Annotated in this window: 20 protein-coding genes; 12 read left to right on the top strand and 8 right to left on the bottom strand. The window is 68.2% G+C overall.

Annotated features, from left to right (window positions below; all coding sequences use genetic code 11):
• Positions 1-199 precede the first annotated feature (199 nt).
• The gene (gene clpA / locus OCH239_RS09945; RefSeq protein ID WP_037261795.1) at positions 200-2,533 is read right to left on the bottom strand and encodes an ATP-dependent Clp protease ATP-binding subunit ClpA; all 2,334 of its coding nucleotides are present in this window, start codon (positions 2,531-2,533) and stop codon (positions 200-202) included.
• 164 nt (positions 2,534-2,697) lie between these two features.
• Positions 2,698-3,465, bottom strand: coding sequence for a hydroxyacylglutathione hydrolase (gloB, locus tag OCH239_RS09940; RefSeq protein WP_037261792.1), 768 nt, complete (start codon positions 3,463-3,465; stop codon positions 2,698-2,700).
• A 64-nt stretch (positions 3,466-3,529) separates the two neighbouring features.
• Between gloB and OCH239_RS09935 the strand changes: the two genes are divergently transcribed.
• The 7 genes from OCH239_RS09935 (at position 3,530) to OCH239_RS09905 (ending at position 9,790) form a co-directional block, all read left to right on the top strand.
• Complete coding sequence (locus OCH239_RS09935; RefSeq protein ID WP_037261790.1) at positions 3,530-4,267, top strand: class I SAM-dependent methyltransferase; 738 nt, start codon at positions 3,530-3,532, stop codon at positions 4,265-4,267.
• Positions 4,268-4,562: 295 nt separating this feature from the next.
• Positions 4,563-5,129 (top strand): F0F1 ATP synthase subunit delta, encoded by a 567-nt coding sequence (locus OCH239_RS09930; RefSeq protein WP_084782338.1) that lies wholly within the window; start codon positions 4,563-4,565, stop codon positions 5,127-5,129.
• Positions 5,130-6,668, top strand: coding sequence for a F0F1 ATP synthase subunit alpha (gene atpA / locus OCH239_RS09925; protein ID WP_037261784.1), 1,539 nt, complete (start codon positions 5,130-5,132; stop codon positions 6,666-6,668).
• A 21-nt stretch (positions 6,669-6,689) separates the two neighbouring features.
• Entirely contained in the window at positions 6,690-6,956 is a 267-nt protein-coding gene (locus OCH239_RS09920) for a hypothetical protein (RefSeq protein ID WP_037261781.1), read from the top strand.
• 3 nt (positions 6,957-6,959) lie between these two features.
• Positions 6,960-7,850 (top strand): F0F1 ATP synthase subunit gamma, encoded by an 891-nt coding sequence (locus tag OCH239_RS09915; RefSeq protein WP_037261780.1) that lies wholly within the window; start codon positions 6,960-6,962, stop codon positions 7,848-7,850.
• 17 nt (positions 7,851-7,867) lie between these two features.
• The gene (atpD, locus tag OCH239_RS09910) at positions 7,868-9,292 is read left to right on the top strand and encodes a F0F1 ATP synthase subunit beta (protein ID WP_037261777.1); all 1,425 of its coding nucleotides are present in this window, start codon (positions 7,868-7,870) and stop codon (positions 9,290-9,292) included.
• 60 nt (positions 9,293-9,352) lie between these two features.
• Positions 9,353-9,790: a F0F1 ATP synthase subunit epsilon gene (locus OCH239_RS09905; protein ID WP_037261774.1), complete on the top strand. Its 438-nt coding sequence runs from the start codon at positions 9,353-9,355 to the stop codon at positions 9,788-9,790.
• Positions 9,791-9,994: 204 nt separating this feature from the next.
• On the opposite strand, the gene OCH239_RS09900 is transcribed toward OCH239_RS09905, so the two are convergent.
• Positions 9,995-11,221, bottom strand: a complete 1,227-nt coding sequence (locus OCH239_RS09900; RefSeq protein ID WP_084782336.1) for a ScyD/ScyE family protein — start codon at positions 11,219-11,221, stop codon at positions 9,995-9,997.
• Between the two features lie 270 nt (positions 11,222-11,491).
• Positions 11,492-12,502, bottom strand: a complete 1,011-nt coding sequence (locus OCH239_RS09895; RefSeq protein WP_037261769.1) for a ribose-phosphate pyrophosphokinase — start codon at positions 12,500-12,502, stop codon at positions 11,492-11,494.
• Positions 12,503-12,604: 102 nt separating this feature from the next.
• Between OCH239_RS09895 and OCH239_RS09890 the strand changes: the two genes are divergently transcribed.
• Together OCH239_RS09890 and OCH239_RS09885 are read left to right on the top strand one after the other, a co-directional pair.
• Complete coding sequence (locus tag OCH239_RS09890; RefSeq protein WP_037261767.1) at positions 12,605-13,204, top strand: 2-hydroxychromene-2-carboxylate isomerase; 600 nt, start codon at positions 12,605-12,607, stop codon at positions 13,202-13,204.
• A complete protein-coding gene (locus OCH239_RS09885) occupies positions 13,204-14,007 on the top strand; it encodes an alpha/beta fold hydrolase (RefSeq protein ID WP_037261764.1) in 804 nt (267 codons plus the stop codon). The genes OCH239_RS09890 and OCH239_RS09885 overlap by 1 nt, the downstream gene beginning before the upstream one ends.
• 53 nt (positions 14,008-14,060) lie before the next feature.
• Here OCH239_RS09885 and plsY read toward each other — a convergent pair whose 3' ends face one another.
• Genes plsY through OCH239_RS09865 form a run of 4 tightly spaced genes read right to left on the bottom strand, consistent with a single transcriptional unit; the run spans position 14,061 to position 17,556 of the window.
• On the bottom strand, positions 14,061-14,669 hold the full coding sequence (gene plsY / locus OCH239_RS09880) for a glycerol-3-phosphate 1-O-acyltransferase PlsY (RefSeq protein WP_037261762.1): 609 nt from the start codon (positions 14,667-14,669) through the stop codon (positions 14,061-14,063).
• Positions 14,669-15,982: a dihydroorotase gene (locus OCH239_RS09875; protein ID WP_244430336.1), complete on the bottom strand. Its 1,314-nt coding sequence runs from the start codon at positions 15,980-15,982 to the stop codon at positions 14,669-14,671. Before OCH239_RS09875 ends, plsY begins: the two co-directional genes overlap by 1 nt.
• Positions 15,983-16,016: 34 nt before the next feature.
• Positions 16,017-16,571, bottom strand: coding sequence for a hypothetical protein (locus tag OCH239_RS09870; RefSeq protein ID WP_037261760.1), 555 nt, complete (start codon positions 16,569-16,571; stop codon positions 16,017-16,019).
• A gap of 34 nt (positions 16,572-16,605) precedes the next feature.
• Complete coding sequence (locus OCH239_RS09865) at positions 16,606-17,556, bottom strand: aspartate carbamoyltransferase catalytic subunit (RefSeq protein ID WP_037261758.1); 951 nt, start codon at positions 17,554-17,556, stop codon at positions 16,606-16,608.
• 146 nt (positions 17,557-17,702) lie between these two features.
• Here OCH239_RS09865 and OCH239_RS09860 point away from each other — a divergent pair, with 146 nt between their 5' ends.
• The 3 genes from OCH239_RS09860 to OCH239_RS09850 all read left to right on the top strand — a co-directional run bounded on the left by OCH239_RS09860 (position 17,703) and on the right by OCH239_RS09850 (position 20,628).
• On the top strand, positions 17,703-18,506 hold the full coding sequence (locus tag OCH239_RS09860; RefSeq protein WP_037261755.1) for a uracil-DNA glycosylase: 804 nt from the start codon (positions 17,703-17,705) through the stop codon (positions 18,504-18,506).
• Positions 18,503-19,045: a molybdenum cofactor biosynthesis protein B gene (gene moaB / locus OCH239_RS09855; RefSeq protein ID WP_037261754.1), complete on the top strand. Its 543-nt coding sequence runs from the start codon at positions 18,503-18,505 to the stop codon at positions 19,043-19,045. The genes OCH239_RS09860 and moaB overlap by 4 nt, the downstream gene beginning before the upstream one ends.
• Positions 19,046-19,161: 116 nt before the next feature.
• Positions 19,162-20,628, top strand: a complete 1,467-nt coding sequence (locus tag OCH239_RS09850) for an efflux RND transporter periplasmic adaptor subunit (RefSeq protein ID WP_037261752.1) — start codon at positions 19,162-19,164, stop codon at positions 20,626-20,628.

The raw sequence follows: 20,628 nt of genomic DNA, 5'->3' as shown, positions 1-20,628 counted from the left end.
CTGCGCTGGCGGCGGCCAACCTTAGCGGACAGGATCATGGCAATTTCGCCCGGGACAGCAAGCCCGAGGGAGCCGCCGAGCCCAGCTGGCCGACCCGGACGCAACCCGCTCAGATGCCAGCCCGCGGGCAGACACAAAAAAGCCTCCGCCGCATCATCTGCGGCGGAGGCCGGAAACGTATGGGCCGTAGCCCGGGCGCTTACTCGGCGGTGAGGAGCGGCGGCCGCTTCGACGAGAGCTGCCGCTTCTCCGGGCCGTCGAGGTCGAGCTTGAGCTTGCCGTCCTCGACCGACACCCGCACGACGCCGCCCTTGGTGAGCTTGCCGAAGAGCAGCTCCTCCGCGAGCGGCTTCTTGATGTGTTCCTGGATCACCCTTCCGAGCGGGCGGGCGCCCATCTTGTCGTCGTAACCCTCGTCGGCCAGCCATTCCGCGGCGGGCTTCGAGAGCTCGATGGTCACGCCGCGGTCCAGAAGCTGCGCCTCGAGCTGGAGGACGAACTTCTCGACCACCTGCATGATCACCGACTTCGGCAGCGGCTTGAACGAGATCACCGCGTCGAGACGGTTGCGGAACTCGGGGCTGAACGTCCGCTCGATGGCGGCGGTGTCCTCGCCCTCGCGGCGGTCGCGGCCGAAGCCGATCGCCGATTTCGCCTGCTCGGTCGCCCCGGCGTTCGAGGTCATGATCAGGATCACGTTCCGGAAATCCACCGTCCGGCCGTTGTGGTCGGTCAGCGTGCCGTGGTCCATCACCTGCAGCAGGATGTTGTAGACATCCGGATGCGCCTTCTCGATCTCATCGAGCAGCAGCACGCAATGCGGGTGCTGGTCCACGCCGTCGGTGAGCTGGCCGCCCTGATCGAAGCCGACATAGCCCGGAGGCGCGCCGATCAGGCGGCTGACCGCGTGCTTCTCCATGTATTCCGACATGTCGAAGCGGAGCATCTCGACGCCGAGCGTGTCCGACAGCTGCTTGGCCACCTCGGTCTTGCCGACGCCCGTGGGGCCGGCGAAGAGGTAGTTGCCGATCGGCTTGTCGGGCTCGCGCAGGCCGGCACGGGCCAGCTTGATCGCGGAGCTGAGCGCCTCGATCGCCGGATCCTGACCGAAGACCACGCGCTTGAGCGAGCCCTCGAGATCGCGCAGCACCTCCGCATCGTCCTTGGAGACGTTCTTGGGGGGGATGCGGGCGATCTTGGCCACCACGGCCTCGATCTCCTTGGTGCCGATCGACTTGCGGCGCTTGCTTTCGGCGACCAGATGCTGCGCGGCACCGGCCTCGTCGATCACGTCGATGGCCTTGTCGGGCAGCTTGCGGTCGTTGATGTAGCGTGCGGACAGCTCCACCGCGGTCTTGATCGCGTCGTTGGTGTACTTGATCGAGTGATGCTCCTCGAAATAGGGCTTGAGGCCCTTTAGGATCTTCACGCTGTCCTCGACCGTCGGCTCGTTCACGTCGATCTTCTGGAACCGGCGGCTGAGCGCCCGGTCCTTCTCGAAATGCTGACGGAACTCCTTGTAGGTGGTGGAGCCCATCGTGCGCAGACGACCCCCCTGAAGCGCGGGCTTCAGGAGGTTCGAGGCGTCCATCGCGCCGCCCGAGGTGGCACCGGCGCCGATCACCGTGTGGATCTCGTCGATGAAGAGCACCGCGTCGGGATGCTCCTCGAGCTCCGTCACGACGGCCTTCAGCCGCTCCTCGAAATCGCCGCGGTACCGCGTGCCGGCAAGCAGCGCGCCCATGTCGAGCGAGTAGATCGTCGTCTCGGAGAGAACGTCGGGCGTCTGGCCATTGACGATCTTGCGCGCGAGACCCTCGGCGATGGCGGTCTTGCCGACGCCGGGATCACCCACGAGCAGCGGGTTGTTCTTGCGGCGGCGGCAGAGCACCTGGATGCAGCGCTCGACCTCGTTCTCGCGGCCGATCAGCGGATCGACGTCGCCCTTGCGGGACTTCGCGTTGAGATCGACGCAGTACTTGGCCAGCGCGGATTCCTTGCCGTCGGAGGCCTGCGCCGTCTCGGCCTGCGCGCCGGCGGCATCGTCATCCTCGGATGCGCCCTGAACCGGGCGGCTCTCGCCGTAGGCCGGATTCTTGGCGACGCCGTGGGCGATGAAGTTGACCGCATCGTAACGCGTCATTTCCTGCTCCTGCAGGAAATAGGCGGCGTTCGACTCGCGCTCCGCGAAGATGGCGACGAGCACGTTGGCGCCGGTCACCTCGGTGCGGCCCGAGGATTGCACGTGGATCGCCGCGCGCTGGATCACCCGCTGGAAGGCGGCGGTGGGAACCGCCTCCGATCCCTCGATGTCGGTCACGAGGTTCGTCAGGTCGCCGTCGATGAACTCGACCAGCGCGGTGCGAAGCTCCTCGGTGTCCACATCGCACGCTTTCATCACGCGCGTGGCGTCGGGTTCGTCCACTAGGGCGAGGAGGAGATGCTCGAGCGTCGCGAATTCGTGGCTGCGGGAATTCGCGAGTGCCAGCGCGGCATGGATGGCCTGCTCAAGAGTGTTCGAGAATGAAGGCACGGTTGTTGTGCTCCTCTTGTCTGCGCCGGGGCGGGACGCGTCCCCAGCATTGCCTCTTGTCGTTAAAGTTCGGTCTATCGATCCGTCGCTTCAAGTAATTTCTGTGACGCCGGCTCTCACAATTTTCGTGACTTGCTTTGGCGCTTCACCATCGGGCCCGGACGTCAGAACGCATCCTTCCGCCGCCGGATCTCGGCAAAGACCTCTGCCGCAGGGGCATCCGTCATGCCCAGAGTCTGGCGGACGGGTTCGTCGCCGGCCCGGAGAAACGGATTGGTGGCGAGTTCATCGGAAAGGAGCGACGGCACGGTGGGCTCGCCACGGGCCCGTGCCGACGCGATGGCATCTGAACGTGAAATAAGCGCCGTATTGTCCGGTTCAATGGTGAGCGCGAATTCCGCGTTCTTCTGGGTGTACTCGTGGCCCGAGCAGATGGTGGTCTCTGGGTCCAACGTCAGGAATTTCTGCAGGCTCTCCCACATCTGCGCCATCGTGCCCTCGAAGACCCGCCCGCAGCCGAGCGCCATCAGGCTGTCCGCGGTGAAGGCGATCCGGGATCCGGGCAGGTGGAACGCGATATGCCCGACCGTATGGCCCGAGACGTCCATCACATGCACCTCCTCGCCGCCGAAGGAGAAGGTCTCGCCGTCCGCGACCTCGCGGTCGAGCGGGGGCAGGCGGGAGGCGTCGGCGGCCGCGCCGGTGACCTTCGCGGGGTGCTTGGTCTTCAGCTCCTCGACGCCCTGGATGTGGTCGGCGTGATGGTGGGTCAGCCAGATCTCGGTCAGGGTCCAGCCACGCTCGTTCAGAGCGGCGTCGATCGGGCCCGCCTCGGGCACGTCGATCACCGCCGTGTCGCCGCTCTGGGCGTCGTGCAGCAGGAATGTGTAGTTGTCAGACAGCGCCGGGATCGTGACGAGGTCGAGAGCCATTTTCATTTCATCCCATGTCGGTAGTGTCGGCATCGAGGCTAAGACATAGTTCGGGGCCGCCGCAATGCATCTCGACGTGCGCACTCTGCACGATTTCTATTACCGCAACGCCCTCGGGCGCGTGGCGCAGAAGCTCGTGCGCGCGCGTGTGCGGGAGTTCTGGCCGGACACGCACGGCCACACCGTGGCGGGCTACGGATTCGCGGTGCCGCTCTTGCGCCCGTTCCTGCCGGATTCGCGGCGCGTCGTCGGCCTGATGCCGGCGCCGCAGGGGGTGGTGCACTGGCCCGCGGGCCTGCCGAACGTCTCGGTCCTCTGCCACGAGACCGACTGGCCGCTCGAGACGGGCCATGTCGACCGGCTCGTGATGCTGCACGGGCTCGAGACCTGCGACAACGCCTCGGCGCTCCTCGACGAGGCCTACCGGGTGCTCGGGCCCGGGGGGCAGGCGCTCTTCGTGGTGCCGAACCGGACCGGGCTCTGGGCGCGGTCGGACCGAACCCCCTTCGGCTACGGCCGGCCCTATTCGCTCGGCCAGCTCGAGGCGCAGCTCAAGGCGCACGACTTCATCCCCGAGACCCATGTCTCGGTCCTCTACCAGCCGCCCTCGACGCGCCGCTTCTGGATGCGCACCGGCCCCTTCTGGGAGAAGATGGGCCGCTCGGTGCCCGCGCTGATGGCCGGCGGCGTGATGATCGTCCTCGCCTCCAAGCGCTACCCGCCGACCCGCCGCGGCATCGGCGAGCGGGTGCGCGAGCCGCTCGGCGCGCTCACCCCGAAGCCGGTGGCGAAACCGGTGTGAGAGCGTCCCGGGCCCGCGCCCGGCCGCCGCGGAGGGCAGCGCTAACAGCCCGCCCCCGGGCTCACGAAAAAGCGAACAACTCAAACGACATGGGGTGCGCGCTTTTGTCATCGACGTGTGAAAGGCCTGAAAACAAGGCGTTTCGCCCTAGTGTTAAAAACTCCTTACCGTGTTGCGGGGTGGGGAAGCCTCTGCTACATCCGCGCTGATTTTGACGCCCCGGGCCGATCCGGGGCACTTGGGCTCCGCCTCCTGGTCACCTGATCGCGACCACGGGGGCTCGACATACGGAAGGGTGGACGTGTCTGAACCAGCTTCGATTTCCTCCGGTATCGCCGAGCGCTATGCGGCCGCAATCTTCGCCATCTCCAAGGAGCAGGGCGAGCTCGCCAAGCTCGAGCAGGACGTGGACGATCTGGCGCAGGCGCTTGACGACAGCGAGGACCTGCGCGACCTGATCCATTCGCCGGTCTATGCGCGCTCCGCGCAGCAGCAGGCGATTACCGCGGTCGCGGACAAGATGGGGCTGTCGGCGTCGCTGAAGAACACGCTTGCGCTGATGGCGTCCAAGCGCCGGCTCTTCGTCCTGCCCGCGATGATCGTGCAGGTGCGCGAGAAGATCGCGGAAGAGAAGGGCGAGATGACCGCCGATGTCACTTCCGCGGTCGCGCTGACCGATGCGCAGCGCCGCGAACTTACCGACACGCTCAAGGCCAAGGTCGGCCGCGACGTGAAACTGAACACCACCGTCGACGATGCCCTGATCGGCGGACTCGTTGTCAGGGTGGGCTCGAAGATGATCGACACCTCGATCCGCTCGAAGCTCGTGTCCCTCCAGAATGCCATGAAAGAGGTCGGATAAATGGGTATCCAAGCAGCCGAAATTTCTGCGATCCTGAAGGAGCAGATCAAGAACTTCGGTCAGGACGCGGAAGTCTCCGAGGTCGGACGCGTGCTGTCCGTCGGTGACGGCATCGCCCGCGTCTACGGCCTCGACAACGTCCAGGCCGGCGAGATGGTCGAGTTCAACGACGGCGTCCGCGGCATGGCGCTGAACCTCGAGACCGACAACGTCGGCGTCGTGATCTTCGGATCCGACCGGAACATCCGCGAAGGCGACATCGTCAAGCGCACCAACTCCATCGTGGACGTGCCCTGCGGCGACGCGATGCTGGGCCGCGTCGTCGACGCGCTTGGCAACCCGATCGACGGCAAGGGCCCGATCGAGGCGTCGGAGCGCCGCGTCGCCGACGTCAAGGCGCCGGGCATCATGCCGCGGAAATCGGTGCACGAGCCGATGGCAACCGGCATCAAGGCGGTGGACGCGATGATCCCGATCGGCCGCGGCCAGCGCGAGCTGATCATCGGCGACCGCCAGACCGGCAAGACCGCCGTCGCGCTCGATGCGATGCTGAACCAGAAGAGCTACAACGAAGAGGCGGGCGACGACGAGAGCAAGAAGCTCTACTGCGTCTACGTCGCCGTCGGGCAGAAGCGCTCGACCGTCGCGCAGCTCGTCAAGAAGCTCGAAGAGACCGGCGCGATGGAATATTCCATCGTCGTCGCCGCGACCGCGTCGGACCCCGCGCCGATGCAGTACCTCGCGCCCTACACCGCGACCGCGATGGGCGAGTTCTTCCGCGACAACGGCCGCCACGCGCTGATGGTCTACGACGACCTCTCCAAGCAGGCCGTCGCCTACCGCCAGATGTCGCTGCTGCTGCGCCGCCCGCCGGGCCGCGAAGCCTATCCGGGCGACGTCTTCTACCTGCACTCGCGCCTGCTCGAGCGGTCCGCGAAGCTGAACGAGGACAACGGCTCGGGCTCGCTGACGGCGCTGCCGATCATCGAAACGCAGGGCGGCGACGTCTCGGCGTTCATTCCGACCAACGTGATCTCGATCACCGACGGCCAGATCTTCCTCGAGACGGACCTCTTCTACCAGGGCATCCGTCCGGCCGTGAACACCGGCCTCTCGGTGTCGCGCGTCGGCTCCTCGGCCCAGACCTCGGCGATGAAGTCGGTGGCGGGTCCGGTGAAGCTCGAGCTCGCGCAGTACCGCGAGATGGCGGCCTTCGCGCAGTTCGGCTCCGACCTCGACGCCGCAACCCAGCGCCAGCTGAACCGCGGCGAGCGTCTGACCGAGCTGATGAAGCAGCCGCAATATTCGCCGCTCACCAACGCCGAGATCGTCGTCGTCATCTTCGCCGGCACCAACGGCTACCTCGACAAGATCCCGACCCGTCAGGTGGGACGCTTCGAGCAGGGTCTGCTCAAGCATCTCCGCGGTCAGCACAAGGATCTGCTCGACTGGATCACCAAGGAAGATCCGAAGGTGAAGGGCGAGGCCGCCGACAAGATCAAGGCCGTGCTCGACGAATACGCCAAAGACTTCGCATAAGAGACGACCGGACCCCGCTTGATGATCGTCGATCCCTCCCGCCACGGCCTGTCCGGCCCGCGCGCCTCGCTCGAGGCGCAGGGCCGGCAATGCGGCGGGCGGCTCGGGGATGACGGTCAGGCGGTTCTGAGGATCACGCGGGGCGGCGCCCAGGCGCAGCCGAGCGGGGACCGGACGGGCCCCCGCATCCCGCGGGGTCAATCCGAAATTCGTCCGTTCGTCGGGGAGACAGTCGAGATGAGACAGTACAGCACGACCTCCGTCACGCATGCGGGGGCAGAGGGGTAGGACATGGCCAACCTCAAGGACCTCAAGACGCGGATCTCCTCGGTCAAGTCGACCAGGAAGATCACCAAGGCCATGCAGATGGTCGCGGCGGCCAAGCTCCGCCGCGCCCAGGAAGCCGCCGAGATGGCGCGCCCCTATGCGGAGCGCTTCAACGCGGTGATGGCCTCGCTCGCCTCCTCGGTGGGTGAGAGCGATACCGCGCCGCGGCTCCTTCGCGGCACGGGCTCCGATCAGACGCAGCTGCTGGTGGTGATGACGGCCGAGCGCGGCCTTTGCGGCGGCTTCAACGCCAACATCGCCAAGCTCGCCAAGCAGCACGCGACGCGGCTGCTGCAGCAGGGCAAGACGGTGAAGATCCTCACCGTCGGCAAGAAGGGGCGCGACGCGCTCCGCCGCGACTGGAGCGACCACTTCGTCGGCCATGTCGACCTCTCGGACGTCAAGCGCCTGTCCTATCCGGACGCGCAGCGCATCGCGCAGGACGTGCTCGAGCGCTTCGATGACGAGGAGTTCGACGTCGCGACGATCTTCTACTCGATCTTCCACAACGTGGTGAGCCAGGAGCCCACCGCCAAGCAGATCGTGCCCGCGCAGTACGAGCAGGAGGAGACCTCCGAAGAGAGCGGCGTCGAGGCGGACACGCCCTACGACTACGAGCCGTCCGAGGAGGAGATCCTGCGCGATCTGCTGCCGCGCGGTGTTGCGACGCAGATCTTCTCGGCCCTGCTGGAGAACGCGGCGTCCGAACAGGGCGCGCGGATGTCCGCCATGGACAACGCGACGCGCAACGCGGGCGAGATGATCGACAACCTGACGATCGAGTACAACCGCACCCGTCAGGCCGTGATCACCAACGAGCTGATCGAAATTATCTCGGGCGCCGAGGCGCTCTAACGACCGGAGACGAAAAGATGGCAAACGCGAAAGGCAAAGTGACGCAGGTCATCGGCGCCGTGGTCGACGTTCAGTTCGACGACCACCTGCCCGAGATCCTGAACGCGATCACGACCGACAACCACGGCCGGCGCCTCGTGCTCGAGGTTGCCCAGCACCTCGGCGAGAACACCGTCCGCACCATCGCGATGGACGGCACCGAAGGTCTCGTCCGCGGTCAGGAAGTCACCGACACCGGCGGCCCGATCACCGTGCCCGTCGGCAACGCGACGCTCGGCCGGATCCTCAACGTCATCGGCGAGCCCGTCGACGAGGGCGAGCCGATCGAGGCGGACGAGTACCGCCCGATCCACGGCGAGGCGCCGGACTTCAAGGAGCAGTCCACCAGCTCCGAGATCCTGGTCACCGGCATCAAGGTCATCGACCTGCTGGCGCCCTACGCCAAGGGCGGCAAGATCGGCCTCTTCGGCGGCGCGGGCGTCGGCAAGACCGTTCTGATCATGGAGCTCATCAACAACATCGCGAAGGTGCACTCGGGCTTCTCCGTCTTCGCCGGCGTCGGTGAGCGGACCCGCGAGGGCAATGACCTCTACCACGAGATGGTCGAGTCGAACGTGATCAAGCCCGACAACTTGCCCGAAAGCCAGGTGGCCCTGGTCTACGGCCAGATGAACGAGCCTCCGGGGGCCCGCGCGCGGGTCGCGCTGACCGGCCTCACGCTGGCCGAGCAGTTCCGCGACCAGTCGGGCACGGACGTTCTGTTCTTCGTCGACAACATCTTCCGCTTCACGCAGGCGGGTTCCGAGGTGTCGGCGCTTCTCGGCCGCATCCCCTCCGCCGTGGGCTACCAGCCGACGCTCGCGACCGACATGGGCGCGATGCAGGAGCGGATCACCTCGACGAAGTCCGGCTCGATCACCTCGATCCAGGCCGTCTACGTGCCCGCGGACGACCTGACCGACCCGGCGCCGGCCACGACCTTCGCGCACCTCGACGCGCAGACGGTTCTCAACCGCGCGATCTCCGAGCTCGGCATCTACCCGGCCGTCGACCCGCTCGACAGCTCGTCGCGCCTGATGGACCCGCAGATCGTGGGGCAGGAGCATTACGACGTGGCGCGTGAGGTGCAGACCATCCTGCAGCGCTACAAGTCGCTCCAGGACATCATCGCGATCCTCGGCATGGACGAGCTCTCGGAAGAGGACAAGCTCACCGTGGCGCGGGCGCGGAAGATCCAGCGCTTCCTGTCGCAGCCCTTCGACGTGGCGAAGGTCTTCACCGGCTCGGACGGCATCCAGGTGCCGCTCGAGGACACCATCGCGTCGTTCAAGGCCGTGGTGGAAGGCGAGTACGACCACCTGCCCGAAGGCGCGTTCTACATGGTCGGCGGCATCGAGGACGTGAAGGCCAAGGCCGAGAAGATGGCGTCCGACGCCGCCTGATACCGCCAGACCAGCGGGGAGCGCCCGGTGCGCTCTCCGCATGATGCAAGGAGGCCTTGAATGGCAGAGACCATGAAATTCGACCTCGTCAGCCCGGAACGCCGGCTGATGCAGGCAGAGGTCGTGTCGGTCCAGCTTCCGGGTGCGGAGGGCGACCTGACGGCGATGCCGAACCACGCGCCGCTCATCACCACGCTGCGTCCCGGCGTGATGACCGTCGAGACCGCGAAGGGCGAGACCACGCAATTCGTCGTCACCGGCGGCTTCGCCGAGCTCGGCGAGGGCCTGTCGGTGCTGGCCGAGCGGGCCCTGCCGCGCGAGGAGATGACCCAGGAACGCTATGAGGAACTCGTGACCGAGGCCGAGGAGCGCTACCGCAAGGTCAAGGAGACCTCCGAGACCGAGCCGGGCGCCGTCGACGAGGCGGCCAAGCTGCTCGCCGACATGGCGGGCATCGGCGGCCATATCGGCCTGTCGGAGCGCCAGCCGAACCTCTGACCCGGTCGCACGGAACGAGATGCTAAAAAGGCGCGTCCCCTCGGGGGCGCGCCTTTTCTGTGAACGGTGCAGAGAGATGATGCGAGGGCTCGAATTTGCCTTCGATCCTTGAGACCGACTGGAAGTCGCGCAAAAATTCATACCGGGACGCGGCACAACGATACGCCGCGTCCCGGCCCGACTTGGGGGCGGGCCTGGAGGCTTTCAGGGGTTGCAGGTTTCTCCTGTTCCCGACCGACGCCGCCGCCCGAGATAACCAAGGCTGCCGATCCCGGCGAGCAGGAGCGGCAAGCCGGCCGGTAGCGGGACCGGGGCGATGGACGGTGCCAGCGCGAGGACCTGGCCGCCCGTCGGCGAAAGGCCGTTCACGCCCACGTAGAATGTGCCATCCGATCCAATTGCCAGGCCCGTCGGGTTTTCGAGGCCGTCGAAGAGGAGTTCGACCGTTCCATCGGTCAAGATCTTGAACAGCGAACCGGTGGTGCCCGGGTTCAGAAGGCTGTCGCTATCGGTCTCGAGCGCGAAGATCTCACCGGTGCTGCCGACGACAAGGTCGATGAGGTTGGTGAAGCCAGTCGCCACGGTGGACAGATGTCCATCCGGTCGAACCGAAAGCACCCGCGCCGCACCCTCCGGGAAGGGAAAGCCTGTCAGTTCGGAGACCAGGATCGTCCCGTCCGGCGCCGTACCGATCCCGGTTGGAACCGATTGGTAGACCGGCGGACCGAAGGGCAAGGGATTCGGTGTCGGCGGGATGAAAGTCACCGGATTGACCGCGCCGTCTTCGGCGACCGACAGGATGTCGTTGCCGCCTGCGTCAGCCACGAACAGGCCGTCAGGTCCCGAAGTGAGGCCATAGGGGTTGCTGTTGCGTTCATCGTCCGGCCCACCGTCGCGCTCGAGAGCTGCGATATCGGCAATCGGGGAAACCGTCCCGCCGATCACGCGCGCGACTTGGCCAAGCAAAAGCGCATTGGAAGTACTGGCAACGAGGCCATCGCGCTGATTGGGGTCACCCCCAAAGCCGAAGACGGTATACAGGCTGCCGTTGTAGAACGTCACATCATGTACTCCCGTGGCGCCGAAGCCGCCCTCGGCGGCCAGCGACGGGAGGTTCTCTGCCACGCGCTCCCGGCTCCCCGCGCGCCACCGCGTGATCGCGCCGGTCTCACCGTATGACAGCGTGTCTCCGGCGCCCCCTATGATCGACGGGCCGGTGCCACCAGCGCCCGCTTCGGTGACGTAGAGCCAACCGTCGGCCCCGAAGGTCATGCCCCGCGGGTTGGCCAGGCCATCAAGGACGACTCCCTTGATCGACAGCGTTGCGGCCGATGCGCCACCGGCCATTCCGACAAAAAGAGAGACTATAACCCCGGCTGCCAGGGGCCGTAGCAGCCCGGTAGACCGGGCGCTCCCTTCACGAACCTGCATTGGTGCTCCTCCTAGAACACACGGCCCGCGACTCTCGCGAGCCTGTGAATAGAAGAGCACCGGGCCCGCGAGCCGAAAAGCGATTTCTGGGGTGTATGTATTACGCAGAGCAGACGAGGCGCGAAGGGTGCGGCGTCAGGCCAAGAAAGCTACGATTTTACGCAATCCGTGAGCACCCGGACGCGGCCCGCAAGGAGTTTGAACTCAAGCGGCACCGCGAAACGCAAAGGGCGGCGGGCCGGCGCGTCCTGCGCCCGCCCGGCCCCGAGATCAGAGGATGCCTTCGTAGATCGGGCCCAGGGTTTCGGTCTCGAAGAGCGAGGACACGCTGGTGCCGTTCCAGATGTTCAGGATCGATTGCGCGAACATCGGGGCCGTCGGGACGATGCGGATGTTCGGCGCGGCCTTCACCGCCTCGGTGGCCTCGATCGAGTCGGTCACGACGAGCGATTTCATCACCGAATTGGTGATCCGCTCCACCGCCGGGCCCGAGAGGACGCCGTGGGTGATGTAGGCATGGACTTCCGTCGCGCCGTGCTCCTTCAGCACCTCGGCCGCCTTGCAGAGCGTGCCGGCGGTGTCGCAGATGTCGTCCACGATGAAGCACTTCTTGCCCGCGACGTCGCCGATCACCGTCATCTCGGCGATCTCGCCGGCCTTCTCGCGACGCTTGTCGACGATCGAGAGCGGCGCGTCGATCCGCTTGGCCAGCTCGCGCGCCCGCGCCACGCCGCCCACGTCCGGAGAGACCACCATCACGTCCTGAAGCTCGCCCTTGAACTGGCTCAGGATGTCGAGCGCGAAGATCGGCGAGGCGTAGAGGTTGTCGACGGGGATGTCGAAGAAGCCCTGGATCTGTGCCGCGTGGAGATCCATCGTCAGCACCCGCTCGATCCCCGAACTCGCGATCATGTTCGCGACGAGCTTCGAGGTGATCGGCGTGCGCGCCTTGGTGCGGCGGTCCTGCCGTGCGTAGCCGAAATAGGGGATGACGGCGGTGATCCGGCTGGCCGAGGAGCGCCGCAGCGCGTCGGCCATGATCAGGAGCTCCATCAGGTTGTCGTTGGCGGGGTTCGAGGTCGGCTGGATCACGAACATGTCCTCGCCGCGGACGTTCTCGAACACCTCGACGAAGATCTCCCCGTCGTTGAACCGCTCGACCCGCGCATCGACCAGCCCGACCGACATGCCCCTGTAGAGCGACATGCGCCGCGCCACCGCTTTCGCGAGCGGCAGGTTGGCGTTACCGGAGATGAGCTTGGGTTCTATGACGGTGGGCATGAGGGGAGGTGCTCCGAAGGCGGCGGGGGAATCGGCAGGTTGCGGTGCGCTTAGCACGGCCCTACCGTCCGGCAAACCCGAAGCCCCGCAAAGGATGCCGCGATGCCGCATATCGACTACTACTTCTCGACGCTCTCGCCCTTCACCTATCTCGCAGGGCAGGGGCTCGAGGAGGTCGCAGAGAGGCACGGCGCCAGCATTACCTACAAGCCGCTCGACATCATGGCGCTCTTCGCGCGCACCGGCGGCACCCCTCCGGCCGAGCGCCACCCCTCGCGGCAGGAATACCGCGCACAGGAGATCCTGCGCCTGTCGAAGAAGCTCGGTCGCCCGATGGCGCTGAAGCCCACCTTCTGGCCGACCAACCCCGCGCCGTCCTCCTACGCTATCATCGCCGCACAGACGGCGGGCGGCGGCGATCTCGGCAAGCTCGTGCACGGCGTGCTCGCCGCCTGCTGGGCCGAGGAGCGCGACATCGCCTACGACGCCGTGGTGAAGGCGTGTCTCGCGGACGCGGGCTTCGATCCCGGCCTCGCCGATCGCGGGCTTCTCGCGGGGGCGGAGACCTATGCCACAAACCTCGAGGAGGCGGTCGCCCATGGCGCCTTCGGCTCGCCTTTCTACATCACCGATGGCGGCCAGCGGTTCTGGGGACAGGACCGGCTCGAGGATCTGGACCTGCACCTCTCCGGCAAGATCTGATGCCGGACGGGATCATCGACACCGCGCGGATCCACTGGCGCACGCTGGGTCACGGCCCGGCGCGCGCGCTCTTCCTGCATCCGGCGCTGGCGCAATCGGCGATCTGGCGCGGCATCGCCGAGGCGCTTGACGAGGAGGTCACCGCGATCGCGCCCGACATGCCCGGCCACGGCAAGAGCGCGCCATGGGAAGGTGGCGACATCCACGATCAGGTGACGGCGATCGCCGGGCAATTTCTCGAGGACGGAATGCATGTCGTCGGCCATTCCTTCGGCGCGACCGTCGCCCTGCGGCTCGCCGAGGCGCATCCCGGCCGCATCGCCACCCTCACGCTGATCGAGCCGGTGATCTTCGCCGCCGCGCGCGAGGCGGCGCCCGAGGCCTATGCGGCCAACATCGCCGCCGGCCGGCCTGCGGGCGAGGCCTTCGAGGCGGGCGATCTCGAGGAGGCGGCGCGCCTCTTCACGGGGCGCTGGGGCGGCGGGCCGGACTGGTCCGAGATCCCGGCCGAGCAGCGCGCCCGCATGGCCTCGCGCATGCCGCAGGTCATGAATTCCGGCCCGGTCCTCAACGACGACACCAAGGGGCTTCTCGCACCAGGCGCGCTCGAACGCGTGACCATGCCGACGCTTCTCGTGCGCGGCGCGGCCTCGGACCCGGTGATGGCGGGGATCTGCGCGGGCCTGCGGGCGCGTCTTCCGGATGCGCGCGAGGAAATCGTCGCGGATGCCGGCCACATGCTCACCCGGACGCATGCGGGCGAGGTGGCGGCGCTCCTCGCCCCGCACCTGCGCGCGGGCTGACCCCCGGGGCCTCCGGCGGGGATATTTGCGTCAAGAAGAAGGGGCGGGCGCGCTCAGGGACACTGACCGAGTCGCGGCTCGGTGCCCGCCCGCAGGCGCGCCAGGTTCTGGCGGTGACGCCAGAACATGAGCACGGTCATAAGGAGGCCGACCGCCAACGTGTCGGGCCGCGCAAGGAGCAGCATCCAGCCCGAGGAGAGCACCGCCGCGGTGAGCGCGCCGACGCTCGAGATGCGCGACAGGGCCACCGCTGCGATCCACGTGGCGCAGGTCAGAAGGCCGACGGGCCAGATCAGCGCGAGGAGCACGCCGAGGAAGGTCGCGACGCCCTTGCCGCCGGTGAAGCGCAGCCAGACCGGGTAGCAATGGCCGACGAAGGCGGCGAGGGCCGCGATCTGCGCCGCGTCCTCTCCGGCGAAGAGGCGCGCCGCGAGCACCGCCACCGCGCCCTTCGCCGCGTCGAGGATCAGCGTCGACGCGCCGGCGAGCTTGGAGCCCGTGCGTAGCACGTTCGTCGCGCCGATATTGCCCGAGCCGAGCGTGCGCGGATCGGCGAGCCCCATGGCGCGCGTGACGATCAGGCCGAAGGGCACCGAGCCGATCAGGTAGGCGATCGCCGCCCAGAGGATCAGCACCCATGTGGCGTTTTCCAGAACCGGCATCAGCTCGCCTCGTGAACGGGGGCCCCGGCCACCCATGTCGTCAGAACCTTACCCTGCAGCCTTGCGCCGTCAAAGGGCGTGTTCTTGGACTTCGAGCGCAGCTTGAAGCGGTCGAGGATGAAGGGCTTGTCGGCGTCGAAGAGCACGAGATCGGCGGGCGCACCCTTCGCGATCCGGCCGCAATCGAGCCCGAGGCGGCGGGCGGGGTTCAGCGACAGCGCGCGGAAGAGCGTCGGCAGGTCGAGCTCGCCCGAATGGTAGAGCCGCAGCAGCACCGGCAGCATGGTCTCGAGCCCGACGGCGCCCGAGGCGGCCTCCTCGAAGGGCAGGCGCTTGCTCTCCTCGTCCTGTGGCGTGTGCATCGACGAGATCACGTCGATCAGCCCCGTCCGCACCGCCTCGATCACCGCCTGCCGGTCGTCCTCGGACCGGAGCGGCGGCTTGACCTTGAAGAAGGTGCGGTAGTCGGCGAGGTCCATCTCGTTCAGCGTCAGGTGGTGCATCGAGGTGCCGGCGGTGACGTCGAAGCCGTTCGCCTTGGCGCGCTGCAGCGGGGGCAGGGCGCGGGCCGTGGTGATCTGGTCGGCGTGCAGCCGCGCCCCGGTCATCTCGACGAGGGCGATGTCGCGGTCGAGCCCGAGCCGCTCGGCCATGGGCGAGACGGTCGAAAGACCGCGCAGCGTCGCGAACTTCCCGGAGGTCGCGGCGCCGCCCGCCGACAGCAGAGGCTCCTGCGGGTGGCTGACGATCAGCGCGCCGAGACCCGCGGCGTAGGTCATCGCGCGCGCCAGAACCTTGGTGTCGGCGATCACCCGGTCGCAATCGGAAAACGCCACCGCCCCGGCATCCATCAGGAAGCCGATCTCGGTCATCTCGCGGCCCATCCGCCCCTTGGTGAGCGCGGCGATCGGCAGGACCCGCACGGGTGCCGCCTCGACCGCGCGGCGGCGGATGAATTCGAGCGTCTCGGGCGTGTCGATCGCGGGATCGGTGTCGGGCCGGGTGACCATGGTGGTGACGCCACCCGCCGCGGCCGCCTCTCCGGCGGTCTTGTAGCTTTCCTTGTGCCGCTCGCCGGGCTCGCAGACCTTCACGCCGATATCGACGATGCCGGGGGCGAGGAACCGCCCGCGGGCGTCGATCCGGTGGCCGGCGCGATCCTCGCTCACCTCGGGGTCCGGCGCGTCGAACACCTCGGCGATGCGGCCGCCCTCGATCAGGAGCGCGCCCTCGCGCACCTCACCCGCCTCGGGGTCGACGAGCCTCGCATTCGTGATGAGCGTGGGTCTGGTGCTCGTGGGGATCGTGGTCACGCCGCGCTCCGTTCGGATGATCTTGATGTTCGGATCACGAGGACGCCCCGACGACGAGGAAGAGGACGACGCCCGCCAGCAGCGCGAGCACCACGAGGGCGAGCGCGCGCAGGACCGGCGAGCGGCTCGCTGTGGCCGAGCCGGCCGCGCCGTCCGAGACGCTGCCCTCGGCCGATGTGCTGTGAAGCGGCGCGGCGGGCGCGGAGCGCTTCGGCTCGCCGTAGCTCCCCACGTGAGTGAGCGGCGCCTGCACGTGCAGTGTCTGCGCCGAGTGCCCGAGCGCCCGCCCGGGCAGCACCAGCACATGTCCGCTCAGCGTGTCGAGCTTCGGGCGGTCGCGCGCGAAGTCCGGCCCCTCGAGGTCGTAGGCCTGCGCCAGATACGCCGAGAGCGGCATCGTGCCGAGATCCCGCAGCGTCACGATCTCCACCTGGTCCTTGCGCAGGCTGTCTGCGCCGAGGGCATCCTGCAGCGGCCATTCGCCGGTGCCCGTCTCTTCGGAAAAGCGGGCCACCGCCTCCGCGGGCAGGTCGAGGTGGAAGACGCGGGTGACATCGCTCTCGCCCGCCGGGATGTGGATTTCCGTCATCGCTCAGCCTTTCGCTCGGGGCGCGCCGCCGGGGTCATGCCGACAGTTCCGTCGGCCGCGCGCGCAGGTTCCGCGCCAGAAGGTCCATTGCCGCCATGCGCACCGCGACGCCCATCTCCACCTGCTCCTGGATCACCGAGCGGTTGATGTCGTCGGCGAGCGTGCCGTCGATCTCGACCCCGCGGTTCATCGGCCCCGGATGCATGACGATGGCGTCCTCCTTGGCATGGCGCAGCTTTTCCGCGTCGAGCCCGTAGCGGTGGTAATATTCCCGCTCGGACGGAATGAAGCCGCCATCCATTCGCTCCTTCTGGAGGCGCAGCATCATCACCACGTCCGCATCCTTCAGGCCCTCCTCCATGTCGTGGGTGACCTCGACGCCGAATTCCTCGATCCCCGCGGGCAGGAGCGTCGGCGGCGCGACAAGGCGGACGCGGTTCTCCATCTTGTGCAGCAGCAGGATGTTCGACCGGGCGACGCGGCTATGGGCGATGTCGCCGCAGATCGCCACGGTCAGGCGGTGCAGGCGTCCCTTGCGCCGCCGTATCGTCAGCGCGTCGAGCAGCGCCTGCGTCGGGTGCTCGTGCCGCCCGTCGCCCGCGTTGATCACCGCGCAGTTCACCTTTTGGCTGAGCAGGTCGACCGCGCCCGAATTGGGATGCCGCACCACCAGAAGGTCGGGATGCATCGCGTTCAGCGTCATCGCAGTGTCGATCAGGGTCTCGCCCTTCTTGATCGACGACGCCTGCATCGCCATCGACATCACGTCCGCGCCCATCCGCTTGCCGGCAAGCTCGAAGCTCGCCTGCGTGCGCGTCGAGGTCTCGAAGAACATGTTGATCTGCGTCAGGCCCGCCAGCGCGTGGGCGTGCTTGTCGCGCTGCCGCCCGAGGGTGACGTAGCGGTCGGCGAGGTCCAGCAGCGTCTCGATCTCGTCGGGCCGGAGCGGCTCGATGCCGAGAAGGTGGCGGTGATCGAAACGCATGAGGCGAGGGCTCCGGCGGCAGACAACGGGCCGAGGTGTAGCGGCGGGGCCGCGGGGCGGCAAGGGGCGGGCATATCTCGCGATTCCGCGCGCCCCGCCGAAACCGCCCCGTTCCACCGGCAAGCGGTGCCCTGTAAGGTGGCCTCATGGATTCGGCACTCGACTGGCATACGGCGCGCGCGCTTCTCGACTGGCAGGTCGAGATGGGGGTGACGGAGGCAATCTCCGAAGCGCCGGTGAACCGCTTCGAGGCCGAAGCCGAGCGCGCCGCGCAGGCCGTCGCCGCCGCGGCAGAGACTGCGCCGCAACCCGGAGCCGCCGCGCCCGTCCCGCAGGAGGACCCCGTCGGCGACGCCGAGGCCGCGGCTGCGGCAGCGCAGGATCTCGCCGCACTCCGCGCCGCGATCGACGCCTATCCCCATTGCGAGCTGCGCCGCGGCGCCCGCAATCTCGTCTTCTGCGACGGCGCGCCCGTCGCCCGCGTGATGATCGTCGGCGAGGCGCCCGGCCGCGAGGAGGATCTCGAGGGCCGGCCCTTCGTCGGCCGTGCCGGCAAGCTCCTCGACCGGATGCTCGCCGCCATCGGCCTGGCCCGCGACGCGGAGGGCGAGGACGCCGTCTACATCACCAACGTCCTGCCGTGGCGGCCGCCCAACAACCGCGATCCGCGCCCCGAGGAGATCGAGATGATGCTGCCGTTCCTGAAACGCCACGTCGCGCTCGCGGACCCCGACATCCTCGTCATCATGGGCAACATCTCGGCGCAGGCGACGCTCGGCAAGCGCGGCATCACGCGTCTGCGCGGGCACTGGACCGAGGCCATGGACCGCCCCGCGCTGCCGATGTTCCACCCCGCCTATCTCTTGCGCAACCCCGGCGCCAAGCGCGACGCCTGGGCGGACCTGCTGTCGCTGAAGGCGCGCCTCGCCGACCCGAAAGGACCACAATGAGCCGCATCGACGAGAGCCGCGACTTCATCCCCGTCCGCATCGCCGTCCTCACCGTGTCGGATACGCGGCAATCCGAGGACGACCGCTCGGGCGACACGCTCGTTGAGCGGCTCGAGGCGGCTGGCCACACGCTTGCCGCCCGCGCAATCCTGCGCGACGAGCGCGAGGCCATCGCGGGCAAGCTGCGCGAATGGTGCGAGAGCCCCGAGATCGACGTCGTGATCTCGACCGGCGGCACCGGCCTCACCGGGCGCGACGTGACCGTCGAGGCGCACCGGGACGTCTACGAGAAGGAGATCGACGCCTTCGGGACGCTCTTCACGCTACTCTCCTACGACAAGATCGGCACCTCCGCCGTCCAGTCCCGCGCCACCGGCGGCGTCGCGAACGGCACCTACCTCTTCGCGCTCCCGGGCTCGCCCTCGGCCTGCCGCGACGCCTGGGACGGCATCCTCGCGCCGCAGCTCGACTACCGCCACCGCCCCTGCAATTTCGTGGAAATTTTCCCCAGATTGTCGGAACATCAGCGACGGAAGTGACCCGCGCTGCCGTAAAAGGGACGTGACCAGAGCTGGGAACGGCCCGTGCGCAAGGTATCTGTGCGGGCAGGGCAGAGCGCGCCAGCGACTGCGGCGCGCCCGAGGGAACGAACGACATGCGATTTCTGCGACGGAGCCTGACCGGCCTCTTCCTCATGGCGATGACGCTCGGCCTTCTGGTCTATGCCGCCGTCATCGTGCGGGACGCGGTCGAGACGCGCCTGTCGGACGAGCCGCGCATGCCTGCCCGCGAGGAGCGGGTCTTCTCCGTCAACACCGTCACAGCCGCGGCCGAGACGCTGCGGCCCGTCCTCACCGCCTATGGCGAGGTGCAGAGCCGGCGCGAACTCGAACTGCGCGCCGGCGCATCGGGCCGCATCGTCGAGCTTGCGCCCGAGATGGACGAGGGCGGGCGCGTCGAGGCGGGCCAGCTTCTCGCCCGGATCGATCCCGCCGACGCCGAGGCCGCCCGCGACCGCGCCGAGGCCGATCTGCAGGACGCGCAGGCAGAGCGCCGCGACGCCACCCGCGCGCTCGAGCTCGCCGAGGAGAACCTCGCCGCCTCCGAGGATCAGGTCGATCTCTACGAGCGCGCGCTCGCGCGCCAGCGCGACCTCTCGGACCGGGGCGTCGGCGCCACCTCCGCCGTCGAGGATGCCGAGCTGCAGCTCGCCTCCGCCCGCTCCGCGGTGATCCAGCGCCGCCAATCCATTGCCGAGGCCGAGGCCCGCATCGCCTCGTCCGAGACCGCGATCCGCCGCGCCGAGCTTGCCGTGTCCGAGGCCGAGCGCGCGCTCGCCGACACCGAGATCCGCGCGGGGTTCTCCGGCACGCTCTCCGAGGTCTCCATTGTCGAAGGCCGGCTCGTCTCCGAAAGCGAGCAGGTCGCCCGGCTCATCGACCCCGAGGCACTCGAAGTTGCCTTCCGCGTGTCCACGCAAGGCTATGCGAGGCTCATCGGCGAGGACGGTGAGCTCGGCGGCCAGCCCGTCACCGCCCGGCTCGACGTCTTCGGCACCGATCTGCTCGCCGCAGGCGCAATCGACCGCGCCGCGGGCTCGGTGGCCGAGGGCGAGACGGGCCGGGTGATCTACGCCGCGCTCGAGCGCGCGCCCGGCTTCCGCCCCGGCGATTTCGTCACCGTCGAGGTCGAGGAGGAGCCCATTCCCGGCCTCGCGCGCCTTCCCGCCACCGCGGTCGACGCGTCGAGCACCGTTCTTGCGCTGGACAGCGAGGAGCGCCTCGAAGCCATCCCGGTCACGCTCCTGCGCCGTCAGGGCGACGACATCCTCGTCGAGGCCGCGCCCATCGACGGCCGCGAGATCGTGGCGCAGCGCACCCCGCTCCTCGGTCCCGGCATCAAGGTCCGCCCGCTCGGCCCCGAGCCCGTGGCGCAGGATCCGGGCCCCGGCGTCGACGAGCTGGTCGAGCTGACCGACGAGCGCCGCGAGCGCCTCGTCGCCTTCGTCGAGGGCAGCGACGGCATGCCCGACGACGCCAAGCAGCGCATCCTCGCGCAGCTCGCGGGGCCGCAGGTTCCGGCCGAGGTCGTCGCCCGGATCGAAGCGCGGATCGGGGGCTGA

It is taken from the genome of Roseivivax halodurans JCM 10272 (assembly GCF_000521785.1).
Lineage (GTDB): Bacteria > Pseudomonadota > Alphaproteobacteria > Rhodobacterales > Rhodobacteraceae > Roseivivax > Roseivivax halodurans.
This window is presented reverse-complemented; position numbering and strand designations above follow the sequence as displayed.

What these genes read in the sequence shown, in the direction of transcription:
- gloB (WP_037261792.1), bottom strand. Translation starts at nt 3,465, where the DNA reads ATGGCTCTCGACCTCGTCACGATCCCGGCGCTGTCTGACAACTACACA.
- OCH239_RS09935 (WP_037261790.1), top strand. Translation starts at nt 3,530, where the DNA reads ATGCATCTCGACGTGCGCACTCTGCACGATTTCTATTACCGCAACGCC.
- atpA (WP_037261784.1), top strand. Translation starts at nt 5,130, where the DNA reads ATGGGTATCCAAGCAGCCGAAATTTCTGCGATCCTGAAGGAGCAGATC.
- OCH239_RS09920 (WP_037261781.1), top strand. Translation starts at nt 6,690, where the DNA reads ATGATCGTCGATCCCTCCCGCCACGGCCTGTCCGGCCCGCGCGCCTCG.
- OCH239_RS09915 (WP_037261780.1), top strand. Translation starts at nt 6,960, where the DNA reads ATGGCCAACCTCAAGGACCTCAAGACGCGGATCTCCTCGGTCAAGTCG.
- atpD (WP_037261777.1), top strand. Translation starts at nt 7,868, where the DNA reads ATGGCAAACGCGAAAGGCAAAGTGACGCAGGTCATCGGCGCCGTGGTC.
- OCH239_RS09905 (WP_037261774.1), top strand. Translation starts at nt 9,353, where the DNA reads ATGGCAGAGACCATGAAATTCGACCTCGTCAGCCCGGAACGCCGGCTG.
- OCH239_RS09900 (WP_084782336.1), bottom strand. Translation starts at nt 11,221, where the DNA reads ATGCAGGTTCGTGAAGGGAGCGCCCGGTCTACCGGGCTGCTACGGCCC.
- OCH239_RS09895 (WP_037261769.1), bottom strand. Translation starts at nt 12,502, where the DNA reads ATGCCCACCGTCATAGAACCCAAGCTCATCTCCGGTAACGCCAACCTG.
- OCH239_RS09890 (WP_037261767.1), top strand. Translation starts at nt 12,605, where the DNA reads ATGCCGCATATCGACTACTACTTCTCGACGCTCTCGCCCTTCACCTAT.
- OCH239_RS09885 (WP_037261764.1), top strand. Translation starts at nt 13,204, where the DNA reads ATGCCGGACGGGATCATCGACACCGCGCGGATCCACTGGCGCACGCTG.
- plsY (WP_037261762.1), bottom strand. Translation starts at nt 14,669, where the DNA reads ATGCCGGTTCTGGAAAACGCCACATGGGTGCTGATCCTCTGGGCGGCG.
- OCH239_RS09870 (WP_037261760.1), bottom strand. Translation starts at nt 16,571, where the DNA reads ATGACGGAAATCCACATCCCGGCGGGCGAGAGCGATGTCACCCGCGTC.
- OCH239_RS09865 (WP_037261758.1), bottom strand. Translation starts at nt 17,556, where the DNA reads ATGCGTTTCGATCACCGCCACCTTCTCGGCATCGAGCCGCTCCGGCCC.
- OCH239_RS09860 (WP_037261755.1), top strand. Translation starts at nt 17,703, where the DNA reads ATGGATTCGGCACTCGACTGGCATACGGCGCGCGCGCTTCTCGACTGG.
- moaB (WP_037261754.1), top strand. Translation starts at nt 18,503, where the DNA reads ATGAGCCGCATCGACGAGAGCCGCGACTTCATCCCCGTCCGCATCGCC.
- OCH239_RS09850 (WP_037261752.1), top strand. Translation starts at nt 19,162, where the DNA reads ATGCGATTTCTGCGACGGAGCCTGACCGGCCTCTTCCTCATGGCGATG.